At 69.0% G+C, this 13896-nt stretch carries 14 protein-coding genes and 1 pseudogene; 6 read left to right on the top strand and 9 right to left on the bottom strand.

What is annotated here, in order from left to right; translation table 11 throughout:
* Nucleotides 1-4 precede the first annotated feature (4 nt).
* From ABZ823_RS23645 to ABZ823_RS23655, 3 genes are read left to right on the top strand one after another with little or no spacing between them, the layout of a single operon-like run.
* A complete protein-coding gene (locus ABZ823_RS23645) occupies nucleotides 5-625 on the top strand; it encodes a hypothetical protein (RefSeq protein WP_361663761.1) in 621 nt (206 codons plus the stop codon).
* 25 nt (nucleotides 626-650) lie between these two features.
* Nucleotides 651-1595: a hypothetical protein gene (locus tag ABZ823_RS23650; protein ID WP_361663764.1), complete on the top strand. Its 945-nt coding sequence runs from the start codon at nucleotides 651-653 to the stop codon at nucleotides 1593-1595.
* A complete protein-coding gene (locus ABZ823_RS23655; RefSeq protein ID WP_361663767.1) occupies nucleotides 1592-2755 on the top strand; it encodes a cysteine desulfurase family protein in 1164 nt (387 codons plus the stop codon). The genes ABZ823_RS23650 and ABZ823_RS23655 overlap by 4 nt, the downstream gene beginning before the upstream one ends.
* 144 nt (nucleotides 2756-2899) lie before the next feature.
* Here ABZ823_RS23655 and ABZ823_RS23660 read toward each other — a convergent pair whose 3' ends face one another.
* From ABZ823_RS23660 to ABZ823_RS23680, 5 genes and pseudogenes are all read right to left on the bottom strand, one after another.
* Nucleotides 2900-4369, bottom strand: a complete 1470-nt coding sequence (locus ABZ823_RS23660) for a UvrD-helicase domain-containing protein (RefSeq protein ID WP_361663770.1) — start codon at nucleotides 4367-4369, stop codon at nucleotides 2900-2902.
* Complete coding sequence (locus ABZ823_RS23665) at nucleotides 4366-4845, bottom strand: hypothetical protein (RefSeq protein ID WP_361663773.1); 480 nt, start codon at nucleotides 4843-4845, stop codon at nucleotides 4366-4368. Before ABZ823_RS23665 ends, ABZ823_RS23660 begins: the two co-directional genes overlap by 4 nt.
* The gene (locus ABZ823_RS23670; protein ID WP_361663775.1) at nucleotides 4842-5351 is read right to left on the bottom strand and encodes a hypothetical protein; all 510 of its coding nucleotides are present in this window, start codon (nucleotides 5349-5351) and stop codon (nucleotides 4842-4844) included. The genes ABZ823_RS23665 and ABZ823_RS23670 overlap by 4 nt, the downstream gene beginning before the upstream one ends.
* Nucleotides 5352-5366: 15 nt before the next feature.
* Nucleotides 5367-5753 (bottom strand): annotated as a pseudogene (locus ABZ823_RS23675) (DUF6083 domain-containing protein); the annotation flags it as partial.
* Between the two features lie 122 nt (nucleotides 5754-5875).
* Complete coding sequence (locus tag ABZ823_RS23680; protein WP_361663778.1) at nucleotides 5876-6139, bottom strand: helix-turn-helix transcriptional regulator; 264 nt, start codon at nucleotides 6137-6139, stop codon at nucleotides 5876-5878.
* A gap of 177 nt (nucleotides 6140-6316) precedes the next feature.
* Here ABZ823_RS23680 and ABZ823_RS23685 point away from each other — a divergent pair, with 177 nt between their 5' ends.
* Together ABZ823_RS23685 and ABZ823_RS23690 are read left to right on the top strand one after the other, a co-directional pair.
* Entirely contained in the window at nucleotides 6317-7348 is a 1032-nt protein-coding gene (locus ABZ823_RS23685) for a hypothetical protein (RefSeq protein WP_361663781.1), read from the top strand.
* Nucleotides 7349-7542: 194 nt separating this feature from the next.
* Nucleotides 7543-8151 (top strand): hypothetical protein, encoded by a 609-nt coding sequence (locus tag ABZ823_RS23690; RefSeq protein ID WP_361663784.1) that lies wholly within the window; start codon nucleotides 7543-7545, stop codon nucleotides 8149-8151.
* Between the two features lie 743 nt (nucleotides 8152-8894).
* On the opposite strand, the gene ABZ823_RS23695 is transcribed toward ABZ823_RS23690, so the two are convergent.
* The 4 genes from ABZ823_RS23695 to ABZ823_RS23710 form a co-directional block, all read right to left on the bottom strand.
* Complete coding sequence (locus tag ABZ823_RS23695; RefSeq protein WP_361663787.1) at nucleotides 8895-10673, bottom strand: SAVED domain-containing protein; 1779 nt, start codon at nucleotides 10671-10673, stop codon at nucleotides 8895-8897.
* Nucleotides 10670-12136, bottom strand: a complete 1467-nt coding sequence (locus ABZ823_RS23700) for a ThiF family adenylyltransferase (RefSeq protein WP_361663790.1) — start codon at nucleotides 12134-12136, stop codon at nucleotides 10670-10672. Before ABZ823_RS23700 ends, ABZ823_RS23695 begins: the two co-directional genes overlap by 4 nt.
* Nucleotides 12133-13137, bottom strand: a complete 1005-nt coding sequence (locus ABZ823_RS23705) for a nucleotidyltransferase (RefSeq protein WP_361663793.1) — start codon at nucleotides 13135-13137, stop codon at nucleotides 12133-12135. The genes ABZ823_RS23700 and ABZ823_RS23705 overlap by 4 nt, the downstream gene beginning before the upstream one ends.
* Nucleotides 13138-13229: 92 nt before the next feature.
* On the bottom strand, nucleotides 13230-13370 hold the full coding sequence (locus tag ABZ823_RS23710) for a hypothetical protein (RefSeq protein WP_361663796.1): 141 nt from the start codon (nucleotides 13368-13370) through the stop codon (nucleotides 13230-13232).
* 117 nt (nucleotides 13371-13487) lie between these two features.
* Between ABZ823_RS23710 and ABZ823_RS23715 the strand changes: the two genes are divergently transcribed.
* Nucleotides 13488-13862: a hypothetical protein gene (locus tag ABZ823_RS23715; protein ID WP_361663799.1), complete on the top strand. Its 375-nt coding sequence runs from the start codon at nucleotides 13488-13490 to the stop codon at nucleotides 13860-13862.
* Nucleotides 13863-13896: the final 34 nt, after the last annotated feature.

Raw genomic sequence — 13896 nt, forward strand, 5'->3', positions numbered from 1 at the left:
CGTGATGGACTGCCAGTTCTGCGCCGAGTTCACGGCACGTGAGAACACGCCCCGGATCATCACCGAGACCGCCGGCGGCTGGGTGCTGCTGCCGACCATCGGCTCCCTCACCCCGGGCTACTGCCTGTTCATGCCGCTTGAGCACCTGGACGCCGCCGCCGACGTCACCCCCGCCGCGCTCGCCCGGGTCGCCGAGGAGACCGAGCAGATGCGCACGCTGATCCAGGCCCGATACGGGCCGGTGATCCTCGCCGAACACGGGCCGCGTGACTGCGAGTTGGGGGCATCCTGCTGCAGTCACTGCCACCTGCACCTAGTCCCCGTCTCCGACCCGGATGCGATCACCGCAGCCTACGAGAAGACCGGCGGTCCCGGCCGGCGGCTCACCTCCATGGCGGCCCTTCCGGAGGCCGCGGACGGCTCCTACCTCTACCTGTCCCCACGGCCCGGCGAGCACTACTACTGGCCCTCGGCCGGCTTCGCCCGGCAGTTCGTACGCCGGGTCTGCGCGGACCAGCTGGGCATCGGCGACTTCTACGACTGGCGGGATCACCCCTTCACCGCCCACCGCGAGCGCACCTTCGCCGAGTTGACCGCCGACGTGCGCCTTGTGGACGCCGCCTGAGCCAAGAGAAGGGGGGAACGCCGCGATGGCGATATCCCTGCCCCGCCCGTTACACGCGCTCACCGCCGCCGCGCTGGAAGCGGCGGCCAAGGACCGGCGCTGGCCGAAGTGGCAGACCATGGCCCTGCTGCGCTCGCTGAAACTGCCTGTGCTCAACGCCTGCCTCATCCAGCCCGGCGACAGCGCAAGCACCGTTCGCACCGCCGCCCAGATTCTGGCAGCCGCCACCGGCACCGAGACGCTGATGATCCGCTCGGACGGCGGGGTGGAGAAGAAGCAGTACTACCGCGGCGGCAACACCTTCCCCATCAAGGAGATCGGGCCTCGGGCCACCGAACTGCTGGCCGATAGGCGGGCGGTGATCCTCGCTGAGCCCACCAACCGCTTCACCAACCGGCTCACCGTCCTGGTGCGCATGGACCGGCCCGGCCCCGGCCGCCCCGGTTCGCTGATCCTGGAGGCCCTCGGGCCCGGCTACGACGTCGCGGACCTGACCCGCGGGCACATCCCGCCGCAGGTCACCGCCCACCTCGACGACGTCGACTTCGCCCGCTACCAGCCGCCCCGCTGGCACGAATGGAAGATCACCGGGGACCAGTGCCCCGGCGGCGAGAACGCCCGCCGCACCCGCCGCCTTGAGAGGCTTGCCTCCCAGACCCTCACAGACGGCGGTCACCTCGACGGCGAGAGCGGCTCCGAGCACGCCGAGAGCTGGCTACGGCAACGCGGCTACCTGCACCTGTTCGGACCGCAACCGACCCGCGAGGCCCTGGCCAAACGCGCCGGCCGGCTGTTCGACGACGCCTTCTTTCTCGCCCAGTCCCAGCCGAACCGGAACTGGCACTGCCTGGCCACCGCGTTCTCCGTCTTCGAGGAACCCCGCACCGTCTACTGGGACCTGGTCGACGGCGAACGCAAATACGCCGCGACGGCACCGGCCGCCGCCCGACACGAGGAGCGGGCCGCATGAACACCCCACCGATCTACCTCGACCACCAGGCCACCACCCCGCTCGACGAGCGTGTTCTGAAGGCGATGCTGCCGTTCTTCACCAGTGAGTACGGCAACCCCTCCAGCCCTCACGCCTACGGACGCACCCCCGCGAGAGCGATCCGCACCGCCCGCCAGCAGGTCGCCGATCTGGTCGGCGCCAAGAACGAGCTGGAGATCATCTTCACCTCCGGCGCCACCGAGGCCAACCACCTCGCAATCCTCGGCGCCTCCCTGGCCACCCGCCCGCACAGCGGGCACATCGTCACCACTGTGATCGAGCACAAAGCCGTCCTTGCCGCCTGCCAACGGCTCGTCGATCACCACGGCTACACCCTCACCCGCGTCGGCGTCGACCGGCACGGCCGCGTCCATCCCGCCGACATCGCCGCCGCCCTCACCCCGGACACCGTGCTGGTCTCCGTGATGCACGCCAACAACGAGATCGGCACCCTGCAACGGCTGGCGGCCATCGCGGAGATCACCGCCCCGCACGGCATCATCCTGCACACCGACGCCGCCCAGAGCGCCGGCTGCGGACTCCTCGACGTCGCCGAACTCGGCGTCGACCTCGCGTCCCTGTCTGCCCACAAACTCCATGGCCCCAAAGGCATCGGCGCCCTCTACATCCGCGGCGGCCTCCGCATCACCGCGCAGCAGACCGGCGGCGGACAAGAACGCGGCCTGCGGGCCGGCACTCCCAACGTCCCCGCGATCGTCGGCTTCGGCGCCGCCGCCCACCTCATCACCACCGACGCCACCCCGCCCCCGACCCGCATCCGAGCCCTGCGTGACCGGCTCCAGGACCGCCTCCTGGCCGCGATCCCCGGCGCCACCATCAACGGCCACCCGCACCAGCGGCTGCCCGGGAACCTCAGCCTCACCCTCCCCGGCATCGAAGCCACCGACCTCCTTGACCGACTCCCCCGCATCGCCGCATCCACCGGCTCCGCCTGCAACACCGGAAGCAGCGAACCCTCCCACGTCCTCACCGCGATCGGCCTCACCCGCAGCCAGGCCCGCGCCACCCTCCGGCTCAGCATCGGCCGCACCACCACCGATACCGACATCGACCAAGCCGCCGACCTCATCACCCGCACCGCACACACACTGAGCCCGGCGTCCGCCAACGCGGCCTGACACCGCGACGGTGCCTGCCGTGACGGCCGCGTTCGGCCCGGTAAGCACCGACGGCCGAGTGGGACGTAGCAGGCACTGACAGACCGGAATTCTCAAGTACCGACTCGCGTGACAAGCACGTGCGCACATTGCCCGAATGACCACTCAGACGGAGGGGGTGCCATCGGGATGATCGTAGATCCAGGACAGGCCGCCCAGATCGAGCCGCTCACGGGTACGGGTGACCGCTACGTAGGCCAGGCGCGCTTCGGCGTCGTCGACGGAGTCCGGCGGCCTCGTGGTGTTTACCTGTTCGTTTGTCGTGCTGTCGCTGGGCCGGGCGAAGTCGTCTGCGATGAGCACGCGGGGCCATTCGCGTCCTTTCGCCTTGTGGGCGGTGGAGACGGTGACCTGGGCGCGCTGTTCGGGTGCGAGGTGGGCGAGGGCGGTGAGGATGGCGTCGGGGCCGTGGGTGTCGATGAGGTTGACCAGGGGCTGCAGGTCGCGGCCGGCCGGGTCGTGGGCGGCGTAGTCCTGGAGGTCGCCCCAGCCGGGGAAGAGGAGCAGTTCGGGGTGGTGGGTGTGGCGGCCTTCTTTCAGGTCGCGGGCTGCGAGGGCCAGGGCCTGAAGGCTGTCGCCTCCCCCAGCGAGGGCGACCCGGTATCCGGCGGTCATGAGGGTCATGACGTGGGCCATGGCGCCGACGTTGGTGCGGCACAGCACGGCGTCCGGCTGGGTGACGGGGCCGAGTTCGGTGGGCACGGCGGGAGTGCCGGTCAGGCGAATCGGGGCGTCGGCCATGTGCAGCCAGCGGTTGGCTTCGGCGGCGAGGGCGGGGCCGAAGCGAAAGGACTGCGACAGCGCGAGTTGGGTGCCGTCGAAGCCGGTCATGATGTCTTTGGCGCCGCGCCACTGGTAGATGGCCTGGGCGGAGTCGCCGACCACGACCAGTTGGGCGTGGTCGCGTTGGTTGAGGAAGATCTGTTCGACGACGGGGTTGGTGTCCTGGGCCTCGTCCAGGAGCAGGAAGTCGGCCTGGATGCGGGGGCGGGTGAGGGCCCAGATTTTCAGGTAGTGGTCGTGGTCGAAGCGAACGCAGCCGTCGTCGGGGTGCTGGAGGTCGGCCCAGGCTTTGCGGGCGAAGGGCACGATGTGGGCGGCGAGTTGGGCGTGCAGGTCGGGGTCTTCGAGACCACGCAGGTGGGGCACGTGGTGAGGGGTGATGGTCTCGTCGGCGCTGTGGCAGAAGCGGGCGACTGTGCGCAGGGTGGCGTTGGACAGAGCGCGTTGGGAGACCTCGCGGTCGCCGATGCGCAGGTGTTGGGTGATGCCGAGGGCCTGACCGGTCTGCCAGGCCGGGCGGCGGGGTGCGTTCAAGCGGCGGGTGTAGCGGTGGCCGACGGCCGCGTAGGCGAGGGCGTGGGCGGTCTTGCACTGGACGGTGTGCGGGAAGCGGGTGCGGGCGTCCTGGGCGATGGCCCGGTTGTAGGCGAGGTAGCGGCCGCGGCGTGTGGTGGCGCGGGCGAGGAGGGCGAGGGTGGTGGTCTTGCCGGTGCCCGCGCCGGCCTGCAGGACCAGGTGGTCGCCCGCGTGGAAGGCGTCGGCGGCCGCCGTTTGTTCGTCTGTGGGGTTCATGACCTGGGGCTTTCAGGGAGGTGGGTGAGTGCGTGGCCGACGGCGGCGATCAGGTGTGCGGGGCTGGTGTGGGCGAGGAGTTGACGGACGGCGCGGTTGAGGCGGTCGGCCTCCTGGGCGGTGTGCTCGGCGAGGGCGCGGTGGATGGCTGCGTGTACGAAGCGTTCGGGGCTCTGGCCCGCGTGACGGGCGTCCCGTTCCAGAACGGTGTAGGCAGCCGGCGGGAAGGAGAGGTTGAGCAGGACATGTCCGTACGCGTCCGGGTAGTGGGTGGTGATCACGTCGATGGGCAGTCGGCCGGTGAGCCGCTGGCGGAGGCGGTGTGCGGCTCGTTCGGGGGTTTTGCCGTCTGCCACGGCCATGAGGCGGCTGGTGTCGTGGTTGGCTGCGAGCGGCCAGTCGTGAGCGGCGCGACGGAGCTCGGCCGCCGTCGCAGGCCGTGTCAGCAGGATTTCCAGGGCATGGTGCATCGTCATCGATCTCTCAGCGGGCGTGCTGGGGTGTGCGGCAGGCGGGTGCGGATGTGCGCCGCGTGCAGGAGGGGGTCGAAGACCTGCCAGTCGGCGTGAGCGAGATCGGGGGCGGTTCCGGTGGCGTGGGCGGGGCAGTGCTGGGCGCGCCAGCGCAGTTGGTCGGTGTAGGGCAGGTGGCTGAGGTCATAGACGGCCATCGTGGTGTCGGGGAGGGCGAGTTGGCCGTGGTGGGGTCCGGTGGGCAGGAGTCTCCAGCGGCCTGCCGGGTGGGCGGGGGCGAGGATGGGGTTGGTGCAGCGGCGTCGTTGGCGGGTCTGGGCGACGCAGCGGATGTCGTCGAGGGGGCTGTGGCCGAGGTAGCTGACGAGGAGGATCCGGACGACGGGGCAGGTGGGTTGTTCGGCCTCGCTGGTCGGCACGGCCGTAGGGGTCTGGGTGTGGGGTTGGGGGGTGAAGGCGCCGGTGTCGATGAGGCGGCGGGAGTGCACGGCAAGTTCGCGCCGCAGCACGGTGAGCCGGGTATGGCCGGTGTGGGAGCGGAGAGGCTGTTGGGGGCAGAGGGCGGCGTGGGGAATGCGGCACCATGCGCTGCCGTCGTCGTGGGGGTGGGCGACGCCGCCGCCGATGTGCCAGCGGCAGGACGCGGGGGTGGCGACGACGGCGACTTCCGCGGGGTGCAGGGCGATGGGGCGGTCGTCGTGGCGGGGGTACCAGTCGATGCGGTTGCCGCAGTGGCGGCAGCGGCCGCTCTGCCCGGCGCGCAGGAGCCGGCTGGGGCTGGTCGGGGTGATCTGCAGGCCGCGGCGGCGGGGGCTGCCGTCCCAGTGGAGGTCCGCGGACAGGGAGTCGGGGGCGCATGGCGGTGACCGTGCCAGGTGACGCGCCGAGGGCCGGTGGCGGCTTTCGGTGATGTCACACGATCAGCCCCACCTATGGGAACGCCCGCCCGAGACGTGGGTCAGTTGTTCGGTGCCGTCCCGCCCGGGCGGGTGATTCTTTCCGCGTCCGGTGAGCGGCTGGCGGTGCGGCCGGGTCAGGGCTGAGGCGTGCCCGGGACGGGATGGCCTTCACACAGCGCGGTGAGGAAGCGTTCGATGGGGACGTCGAAGGCGTGGGCCAGCGCGTGCCAGGTGGCGACGCTTCCGGTGCTGCGTCCGTGTTCGAGGTCGATGAGGGTGCGCCGGGCCAGGTTGCTGCGTTCGGCGAGTTCGTCGTAGGTCCATCCGCGCTCGCCCCGCAGCCGCACGAGTTCGACGCGCAGCGCAGCGAGGTTGGGGTCGGGCGGGATGATCGTCACCCCACCATCCGACGGTGCAGACCTCTGCCCCGTCAGTGCAGACCTCTGCACTTTCTTTTCTGAGGAAACTCAGGACGGTCGCGGTGCAGGGATCTGCACTACCGTGCGTCCGTCCGGAACGCCTGACCGCAGGCGTTCCGGCCCTATGGCACGGACAGACGGGAGGACGGTCGGCCGATGAGGCTCGGCGGTGCCGCGGTGCGGCGCATCTGGACGGTGGAACTGCATCCGCGGGCAGGCGGGCCCAACCTGGTCTGTGCCCAGTGCACCGCCCGCACGCCCGCATGCGAGGCCGCCTCCGCACGGTCCGCCGCCCTGGCCCATCTGGCCTGCCACGCACGCGCCGACGCGCTGCCCGGGCACCTGCGCACCTGCCAGTGCCGGGCCCAGGGCTGCCGCTGGCATCCGCGCCACCGCGGCTGCGCCGGACCGGTCCTGCTCGCCCTCACCCAGGGCCTCGGCGGCCGCGCCTGGCGGCTCGCCGACGCCTGCGCGGCCTGCGCGGCCGCGACCAGCCACACCGCCATCGTCCCCGACACCCAGCTCGGCAGCCCCCACTCCCCCACCCCGCCGGCACCCGCACGTGGCCCACACCGACTCGGGACTGAGGAACGCCTGCGCGTGCGGGAGACGCTCACCTACCTCGCCGCCGCACTGCCTCAGTTCACCTCCCCCGCCGCCCGCCTCCTCGCCGTCCAGTGCACGCTGCGCGCCGACGCCCGCGGCCACGCCCGCCTGCCCGCGGGCCTGCTGCGCGGCATGCGCCTGCGCGGACGCAGGGAAGTCTGGGAGGAACTCGCCCACGGAGCCTGGCTCAGGTGCCCCGACCTCAGGCCCACACGGGTGGAGGTAGAACTGCTCGACGCCACCGTCCTGGATCAGATCCCCGGCCGGCAGACACGCTGCCGCGCCGCCCATTGGGCGCTTCAGCCTGCGCCATTGCACCTGCCCACCACTTCACCGCCCGCGCTACGGCTGATCGCTCTGATCCTCGCCGCACACATCACCGGCCCAGCCCCACGCACCGTCGACATGGACGTGCTCACCCGCCTCAGCGGCCACTCTCGGCAGCAGATCGCCGAGTTGCTCGACCGGCTGGTCGCGCTACGGGTGCTGACGGCATGGCGTCAACACCGGGACACCGAGGATGTGCTCTGGGAACTCATCACGTCCCAGACGACGGCCGGGACCGAGCCGCAGCACACATGACCAGCCATTTGTTGACGGCACTCTCCTGCCAGCCTCATGCACCCCAGAGCAGAACGTGTCGTCCGCACAGAGAAATCAGGGTTTCCCACCCGTAATATCGCTACACCGAGGCACACAGCGGGCGATGTTCCATACCGAACCTGCCGCAGTGTGTTCGCAGACTTTCGATCCGGCCACACCCCGAGGAGACGGACATGCCCGAAAGCACAGCTCCCACAACCGAGTTGGCTTCCCAGTACATCAGCCAAGTGGCCAACGACCTCGACCGCAACGTCAAGGAGCAAGCACGCGTCACCCAGGAACTCGCTGTACTGCAGGAGCAGTTGGCCACTCTGCGGCGAGACCACACTGTGCTGGTCAACATGCAGCAGGCACTCGGCGCCCCGACCACAGCTCCCGAACCGGCCCGCACCGACAGCGCCGTAGTGCCCTCCCCCAGGAAGAAACCCGCCCCCGCATCCGGCGCCCGCCGGCCGGCGAAGAAGGCACCGGTACAAGAACCCCAGGGCAAGAAGACGGCCGCGAAATCAGCTCAGCCCAAGCTGGTGGATCTCATCCACCAGCATGTGGTCAAGCAGAGTGAGCCGCGCTCCGCCGTGGAGATCGCCGAGGCGCTCCGGCAAGCGCACACCGGGCGCGCCATCGACACGAAGGTGGTGCGCACCACCCTCGAAAACCTGGTGGCCAAGAGCCGTGTTCACCGCACCAAGCAGGGCTCCTCGGTGTTCTACACAGCCGCAGATGCACCAGAGCAAGAGGCAGCTTCTACCGGCCAGGCCCAGCCCGAAGCCGCCACGGCATAGGGACATCACCTGCTCCGTCACAACGGGACCGCCGCAGGCCCGGTTCGCAGTCACCGCCGACGAGCTGGTGCAGCGCGAAACCCTCACCGACAACAGCCACTAACCAGCCCGCGTCCGTAGCCGTCTGGGCAAGCTGCCACCCGAGAGGTGCGACTCGTCCGGCAACGCCACTGCCGGTGGCTGGCCCGCCTGTTCAGCCCGATTCGCGTGCTCCGCCTTGCCCTCCGGCAGAAGGCACTGCTGACGGCCGGCCGGACCACATGAGTAAAACTCTCTATCGATAAAGTCGGCCCCGCAGGTCAGCAAGGGGCCATCCCCACGTGAGTAGGGGTCCTTCCACGGCCGGACCATCGGTGGCGTCACCACCTGGTTCGTCCCCACGTGGGTGGGGGTCCGCTCTCAACGAACGCGGCCAACCGGCTGCTGAGCAGCCCCCACGGCTTCCCCTGCTCCTCGACGACGCTCTGCTCTCTTATCGCCTGGGTCAGGAGCACATCGTCGGCCCGCGCAAGGCGTTCCGTGCCACCGGCGGCACCCCGCCGCTGCCGCCGTCGCGGCCTGGGTACCGGACCGGTTCAGACCGGCCGACCCCGGTCTCTCCTCAGTCGACCTTGTGTAAGGACTTCTGCTGGCCCTGTTGTTATGGAGACATCCGAGGTTGGCGGGCTCCCGCGCTCGGTCGCTGGCTCTTTTGTGCACGCCGGAGCGAGACCGGCCAGCACGCTGCGCGTGTATCGCCGCACCTATTGGCCGAGCAGGACCTGGGTGATCGGTCCGCCGGTCACACCTGGCTCAAGCACGAGAGCTGGCGTGTAGCGGGGCCTCCCAGGGGTCGCGCCGTCCCACTCGTACACGACGGTACGCAGCGTGTTGAGGTATCGCCCTACGAGTAGGGCCATCGTGTACGGGCCGTGGAAAGCGAGATGCACCTCCGCACGGCCACTGCGTGCGGCCAGCGCTTTGATCTGTTGCGCGGCAGCCGCGCTGAGGCGTGCGGCCTCGCGCGGGTCGAGTCGGTCTTCGCGGACGACGGAGACTACGGCGGCCGCCGCGAAGCCGTCGCTGGACTCGTGCAGGAGCTGCTCGAATGCGGTCCGATCTGGAGCGGCAGTCAGGCTGACGAAGATCGCGATGCGGTCGTGGCTGTCGCACGTATCCGCTTGTTCGAGGTCAACTGGTTGCGTATGAAGTTGGCTGGTCAGCGGGTCGTCACCAGCTTCCGTGGACGTCCACAGAGCGCCATGGGCATCGACCACCTCGACATTGCCGATCTTGGTCTCGGACAGGGCGGCTCCCAAGGCCAGAGCTACCGACAGGTGAGCTCCGCCGGAGACGCGTACCGCTTTCGCATCGGCTGCGTACACGGCGTCGCTGATCAGGGGCAGCGTGGTCTGCAGGAGTGTGAGTCCCTCGCGCGAGGGCAGACGTCCGTCGCCGGCGGATCTGATGCGGATGTGCAGGTCGTCCTCACCCGCGTCCATGGCGAAGGGTGCGGGGCGGGTCTGTACTCGAATCGTGAAGGCGCGGTTCTCGCTGCGGATGGCGGACTTACGTTGTTCGACTCGGTGCATCAGCAGGTCCCGCACGATCTCGCTCTCGCCGGACGGTTGCAGCATGTTGCTTTGCTTCTTGTCGGCGAGGGTCCGAAAGGGAGCGAGTCTCAGGAGTCGGTCCGGTGCCTCGTAGTCGCACTGTGTATTGCTTCCCGCTCTGGCGATCTTATTCGCGATGCACAGGCTAAAGGCGGGGTCCTCGTCCAGTTGAAGCAGCCTAGGCAGCTCACGTTCTCGGACGATGTCGCTGTGGACGATCTCCGGAGTCACGACGAGCACGGCTGCCGAAAGTCCTGTGGTCAGGGCTTGTTCGAGGCGATCGGTCGTCGTGCCTGGGCGCAGGTCGGTACGGTCTCTCCACACGACGAGACCGGCGGCCCTGAGCAAGTTCTCGATCGAATCGGCCTGCGGGGAGCCATCCGACTGCCGGTAGGAGATGAACACCGCGCCATCACGCCGAACCGCATCCTCGGGCAGTGGCCCCAGCGCCTCGAATCTCTGTGGTGGCGGAAGGACCGTTGCTGCCCTGCTGGTGACACGTCCCCATCGTTGGCGCCGCGCGATCAGTCCGGAGAAGGGATCCGCCCCGCCGGGAGCGTAAACGAGGAGTGCGATCGGACCGTCGTGCTCCCGGGCTGTTGCCTGCATCGCAGCAACATCTATCGAGCTCGGTCCGGATGGTGCGGGATGGCTGTGCCACTCGCCGACGTAGCCAGTTGGATCGTCATCCGCTCGCTCTGCAAGGAACTCTGCGAGGAGCGCGTTCGCCCTGACGTCATCGCGCACGTACCTGTGAGTGGACGCTCCTTGTCCGTCGACCACGAGGGCATGAGTGACAGCGAGGTTGGCGTCTTCCCGGTAGCCGAGGAGGATGCCACCCGTTTCCCGCGGCAGCTGCCGGGCGGTCGCGGACGCGATGGCCTCGTATGCCTCCTGGCGCAGCTCGATCCGTGGTGCCAGCCGGGTCACTGGTGGCTCCCTTGTGATGCGGAATGGAGGTGGCGCGTCTCCCCAGCAGGATGGAGAGGACGCTCCACGAGGAGGCCGATGGCGTGGCGGACGGTTGCCGCTGCTGCCTCGATCACCGCGTGGGGCGGCGTTGGGGAGATAGGGCTTCCGCAGCCTGCTTCGAACAGTAGCGGTGCCTCGGTGTCGGCTCTGGTCGTCGAAGGCGGTAGCGGTGCGGCATCGCCGAGCGGTGGCAGTACGTCGATGCGATAGGTCCTGCCGTCGTTTTGAAGCGCCGCGGACAGGACCCGTGTGCCTACTGTCCGGGCGCTTACGTGCAGGAGCGCCGTGGTGGCGAAGTCGGCGGTGGCGTTCACGACGAGGTCGTGGTTCCGCAGATGGTCAACCGCGTCGGCGCCCGAGGTAAGCGCGCCATTGATGATGCCGATGCCGCTGGCCAGCACCTCGTCCTGCCTGACGAGGTGTCGCTTGACCGCTTCGACTTTCGGCAGCCCGACCGTGTCGGGGCCCACGAGGTGGCGGACGAGGTTTCCCGGCATGACGACATCGTCGTCGATGAGAGTGAGGTAACGGACACCGGAGCGCACCAGCATGTCGGCGATGAACGATCCCAAAGCGCCGACGCCGACGACTGCGACCCTGGATTCACGCAGTGCGGGGGCGAGGACGCCTGCACGAGCGGACCGGGCTGCCTCGGTGTCTGCGCCCGAGCGCAGACGTGTGACGGCCGTGCCGCCCTCCTTCGTGGACGCTACGTCCAGCACGATCGCGCCCTCGTGGGTGCCGCGTCGGTAGATCAGCACGACAACTGCGACCGACTGCTGGCGAATTCTGCGGTCTAGCTCCGTGTTCGAGCCGAGCCGGGCGGAGATGTCTGCCCAGGTTCGCGGCGGCACGTCCACCTCGCCGAGGTCGGCTACATACCCGAAGCGGTCCTTGCTGTGCTTGAGGGCCTTTTGGGGACGGGTGCCGTGCCGGATCCGCATCGTGTTGTTGCTGGCCGGGCTGAAGCGGACGGAGCGGTTGAGGTACTGGCCGAGGTCGTCGTAGAGGTAGAGGCGCCGGTCCGCGGACTGATGGAAGTACCGGTCGAGGTCGAGGTCGGGCCGATCGCCGGTCCATCCGGTGTGCGCGTGCTCGAACCATGCTGTGACGTGTGCGAGGAACACCGGTGCCTCCGTCCACCACAACTCGTCGTGATCGTCTTCGGCGACCAGGCACAGAGCGCCGTCCGGGTCGCGGTGCCAGGACCAGGGCACCGCGTCGTGACCGACCGGCGCCACTCTCGGCGGCCGAAACGGGAAGCGGGGCGGCAGGTCGATCACGACGCGGGTCGTGCCCGCAGAGTGCGGGACCGGCCCTTCCCATCCTGTTTCAACCTCGCGGAACCCGGCGCGGATCAGGCCTTCCTCGAAGTGCTGCCGCGTGTAGGAGACGTACTCGTCGAAGCTGACAGAGGTCACCCGAAGGTCCTCTTGCCGGCGGGCACGACGCGGGCGCCGGGCGAGATCGCGGATGCCTTCTTGCTGCCGTCCTCGTTGAAGCCGGGGGGCATCGGGAAGACCGTGTCTCCGTCGCCGTTCGTTCCCAGCAGTTTCCGGAACGCCAGCGCGGCCTTGCCCGCGTCCTCTTCGTCGAGCGCAGCTTCTGCCGACGCTGCGGCGTCGGTGAACCGCGTACGCGCGGTGTCCAGTTCGTCGTCGGTGGCGCGGATGCGGATGGTGTGTCCAAGCAGGGTCGGGTCGGTCACCGCGATGCCGTAGGTCACGAAGTTATCTATGATCTTGCTGACCTCCCGGAGGGCGCAGACGTAGTACTCCGCCTGATCGTTACCCGAGACTGCGCCTGATGCGAACGCCTGGTAGGCGGCCATTTCGATGAAGAATCCGCCGGGCTTCTTCGTGCCGAGCAGGGCGCGACGCGTCTGGCGAAGCAGTTTGACGGTCGGTACGTAGTACTCGTCGTGGTCCGCGTTCATCGTGCTCGACAGGTCCGTCAGCCCGTCGGGGTTGGTGCGCACCCACTCGTTCTCGTCGCCCTTCTGGGGGATCTCCCAGGTTCCGTCGCCGTAGGGGCGGGCGGGCACCGCGTCGACGTAGAGGTCGTACTCCGGGAAGGAGACCTGCAGGCTCCGGTCCTGACGCTTGGTGCGCCGGTGCCCGTCGGCGTCGGTGCCGAACTCCGCGTGCAGGACCTTGAAGAACCTGTCGAGGATGTCCGTCGACGTGACGTCGCTCGGAACATCGGGAAGGCGCACGAACACGTCGACGTCCTTGATCCTGCGGATCGACACGTTGCGCTTGTAGGAGCCGATCAGGATCGGGCTGACGCCGTACTCGGCGAGCTTGGAGTCAGCCTTGAGGGCTTCACGGACGAGGCGATGCGCCTCTGGCGCGTTGGTCTTGTCATCGCCGGGCTCGATGGAGCTCAGCGCATCCTTGAACTGCTGCTTGAGGTGAGCCATCGGGCCCTCCGATCCTGGTTGTGACTGCATTGGCCCGCTGAGTCTGCCTCGCACCACTGACAATGCGAGGTCGGCCGCGAGGGGCTGGCCGCCTACTTCTTGCTGCCGCCCTTGCCGGCGCTCTCATTGGTCGTCGTCTTCGGGTGCCGCTTCACGGTGGCCTGCTTCACGAACCGGCCCGTGATGGCGCTGCGGCCCCGCTTGCCGTTGGATGCGCTGCTCTTGCCTGCCATGGGCTGTCCTCCAGATCTCCAGCGGTGACCGGCGATAACACAAGCCACACCCTACGCCACAGTTTCATTTACCCAGTAGGTGCATGAAATCTTGTGGACCTTGATCGGGAGGATAGCATGGAAGCAGTAGGTACACGGAAAAGGATTCTGAGGTCGCTGGTGGAGATCGTCTTCGAGGACGCCGAGCTCGCCCGTGTCTGCAACAGCGGCCCTGCCCGCAGGGACCGTCTAGGTCCCGACGGGGCGACCACCCTGCTCCGGCGTCTTGGCCAGATGTCGGCCGCCCACCACCTGGCTGACCTGCGGCACGTTGCGGCCGCGCGGCTGCGGCCCGCAGCCAACGGGGACTGCTTCACTCTGCTGGTGTCACTCGGCGATCACGGCGATCTCGTGGTCCGCCCGCGCGACGACCCACCCGACACCCTCAACGACGGCACCCTGAACGAGCACGCCGTACGCGCTGTGATCGTCGCCGCGATCCATCGCCCCTGACCCCGCCACCAGACCCGCCCCGCAGCCTCGCCGA

This window comes from Streptomyces sp. NPDC047079 (genome assembly GCF_040643755.1).
Taxonomy (GTDB): domain Bacteria; phylum Actinomycetota; class Actinomycetes; order Streptomycetales; family Streptomycetaceae; genus Streptomyces.

Excerpts from the sequence above, each read along its gene's own strand:
- ABZ823_RS23710 (WP_361663796.1), bottom strand. The coding sequence starts at position 13,370 with ATGGCAGGCAAGAGCAGCGCATCCAACGGCAAGCGGGGCCGCAGCGCC.
- ABZ823_RS23655 (WP_361663767.1), top strand. The coding sequence starts at position 1,592 with ATGAACACCCCACCGATCTACCTCGACCACCAGGCCACCACCCCGCTC.
- ABZ823_RS23715 (WP_361663799.1), top strand. The coding sequence starts at position 13,488 with ATGGAAGCAGTAGGTACACGGAAAAGGATTCTGAGGTCGCTGGTGGAG.
- ABZ823_RS23685 (WP_361663781.1), top strand. The coding sequence starts at position 6,317 with ATGAGGCTCGGCGGTGCCGCGGTGCGGCGCATCTGGACGGTGGAACTG.
- ABZ823_RS23665 (WP_361663773.1), bottom strand. The coding sequence starts at position 4,845 with ATGACGATGCACCATGCCCTGGAAATCCTGCTGACACGGCCTGCGACG.
- ABZ823_RS23660 (WP_361663770.1), bottom strand. The coding sequence starts at position 4,369 with ATGAACCCCACAGACGAACAAACGGCGGCCGCCGACGCCTTCCACGCG.
- ABZ823_RS23650 (WP_361663764.1), top strand. The coding sequence starts at position 651 with ATGGCGATATCCCTGCCCCGCCCGTTACACGCGCTCACCGCCGCCGCG.
- ABZ823_RS23690 (WP_361663784.1), top strand. The coding sequence starts at position 7,543 with ATGCCCGAAAGCACAGCTCCCACAACCGAGTTGGCTTCCCAGTACATC.
- ABZ823_RS23645 (WP_361663761.1), top strand. The coding sequence starts at position 5 with ATGGACTGCCAGTTCTGCGCCGAGTTCACGGCACGTGAGAACACGCCC.
- ABZ823_RS23705 (WP_361663793.1), bottom strand. The coding sequence starts at position 13,137 with ATGGCTCACCTCAAGCAGCAGTTCAAGGATGCGCTGAGCTCCATCGAG.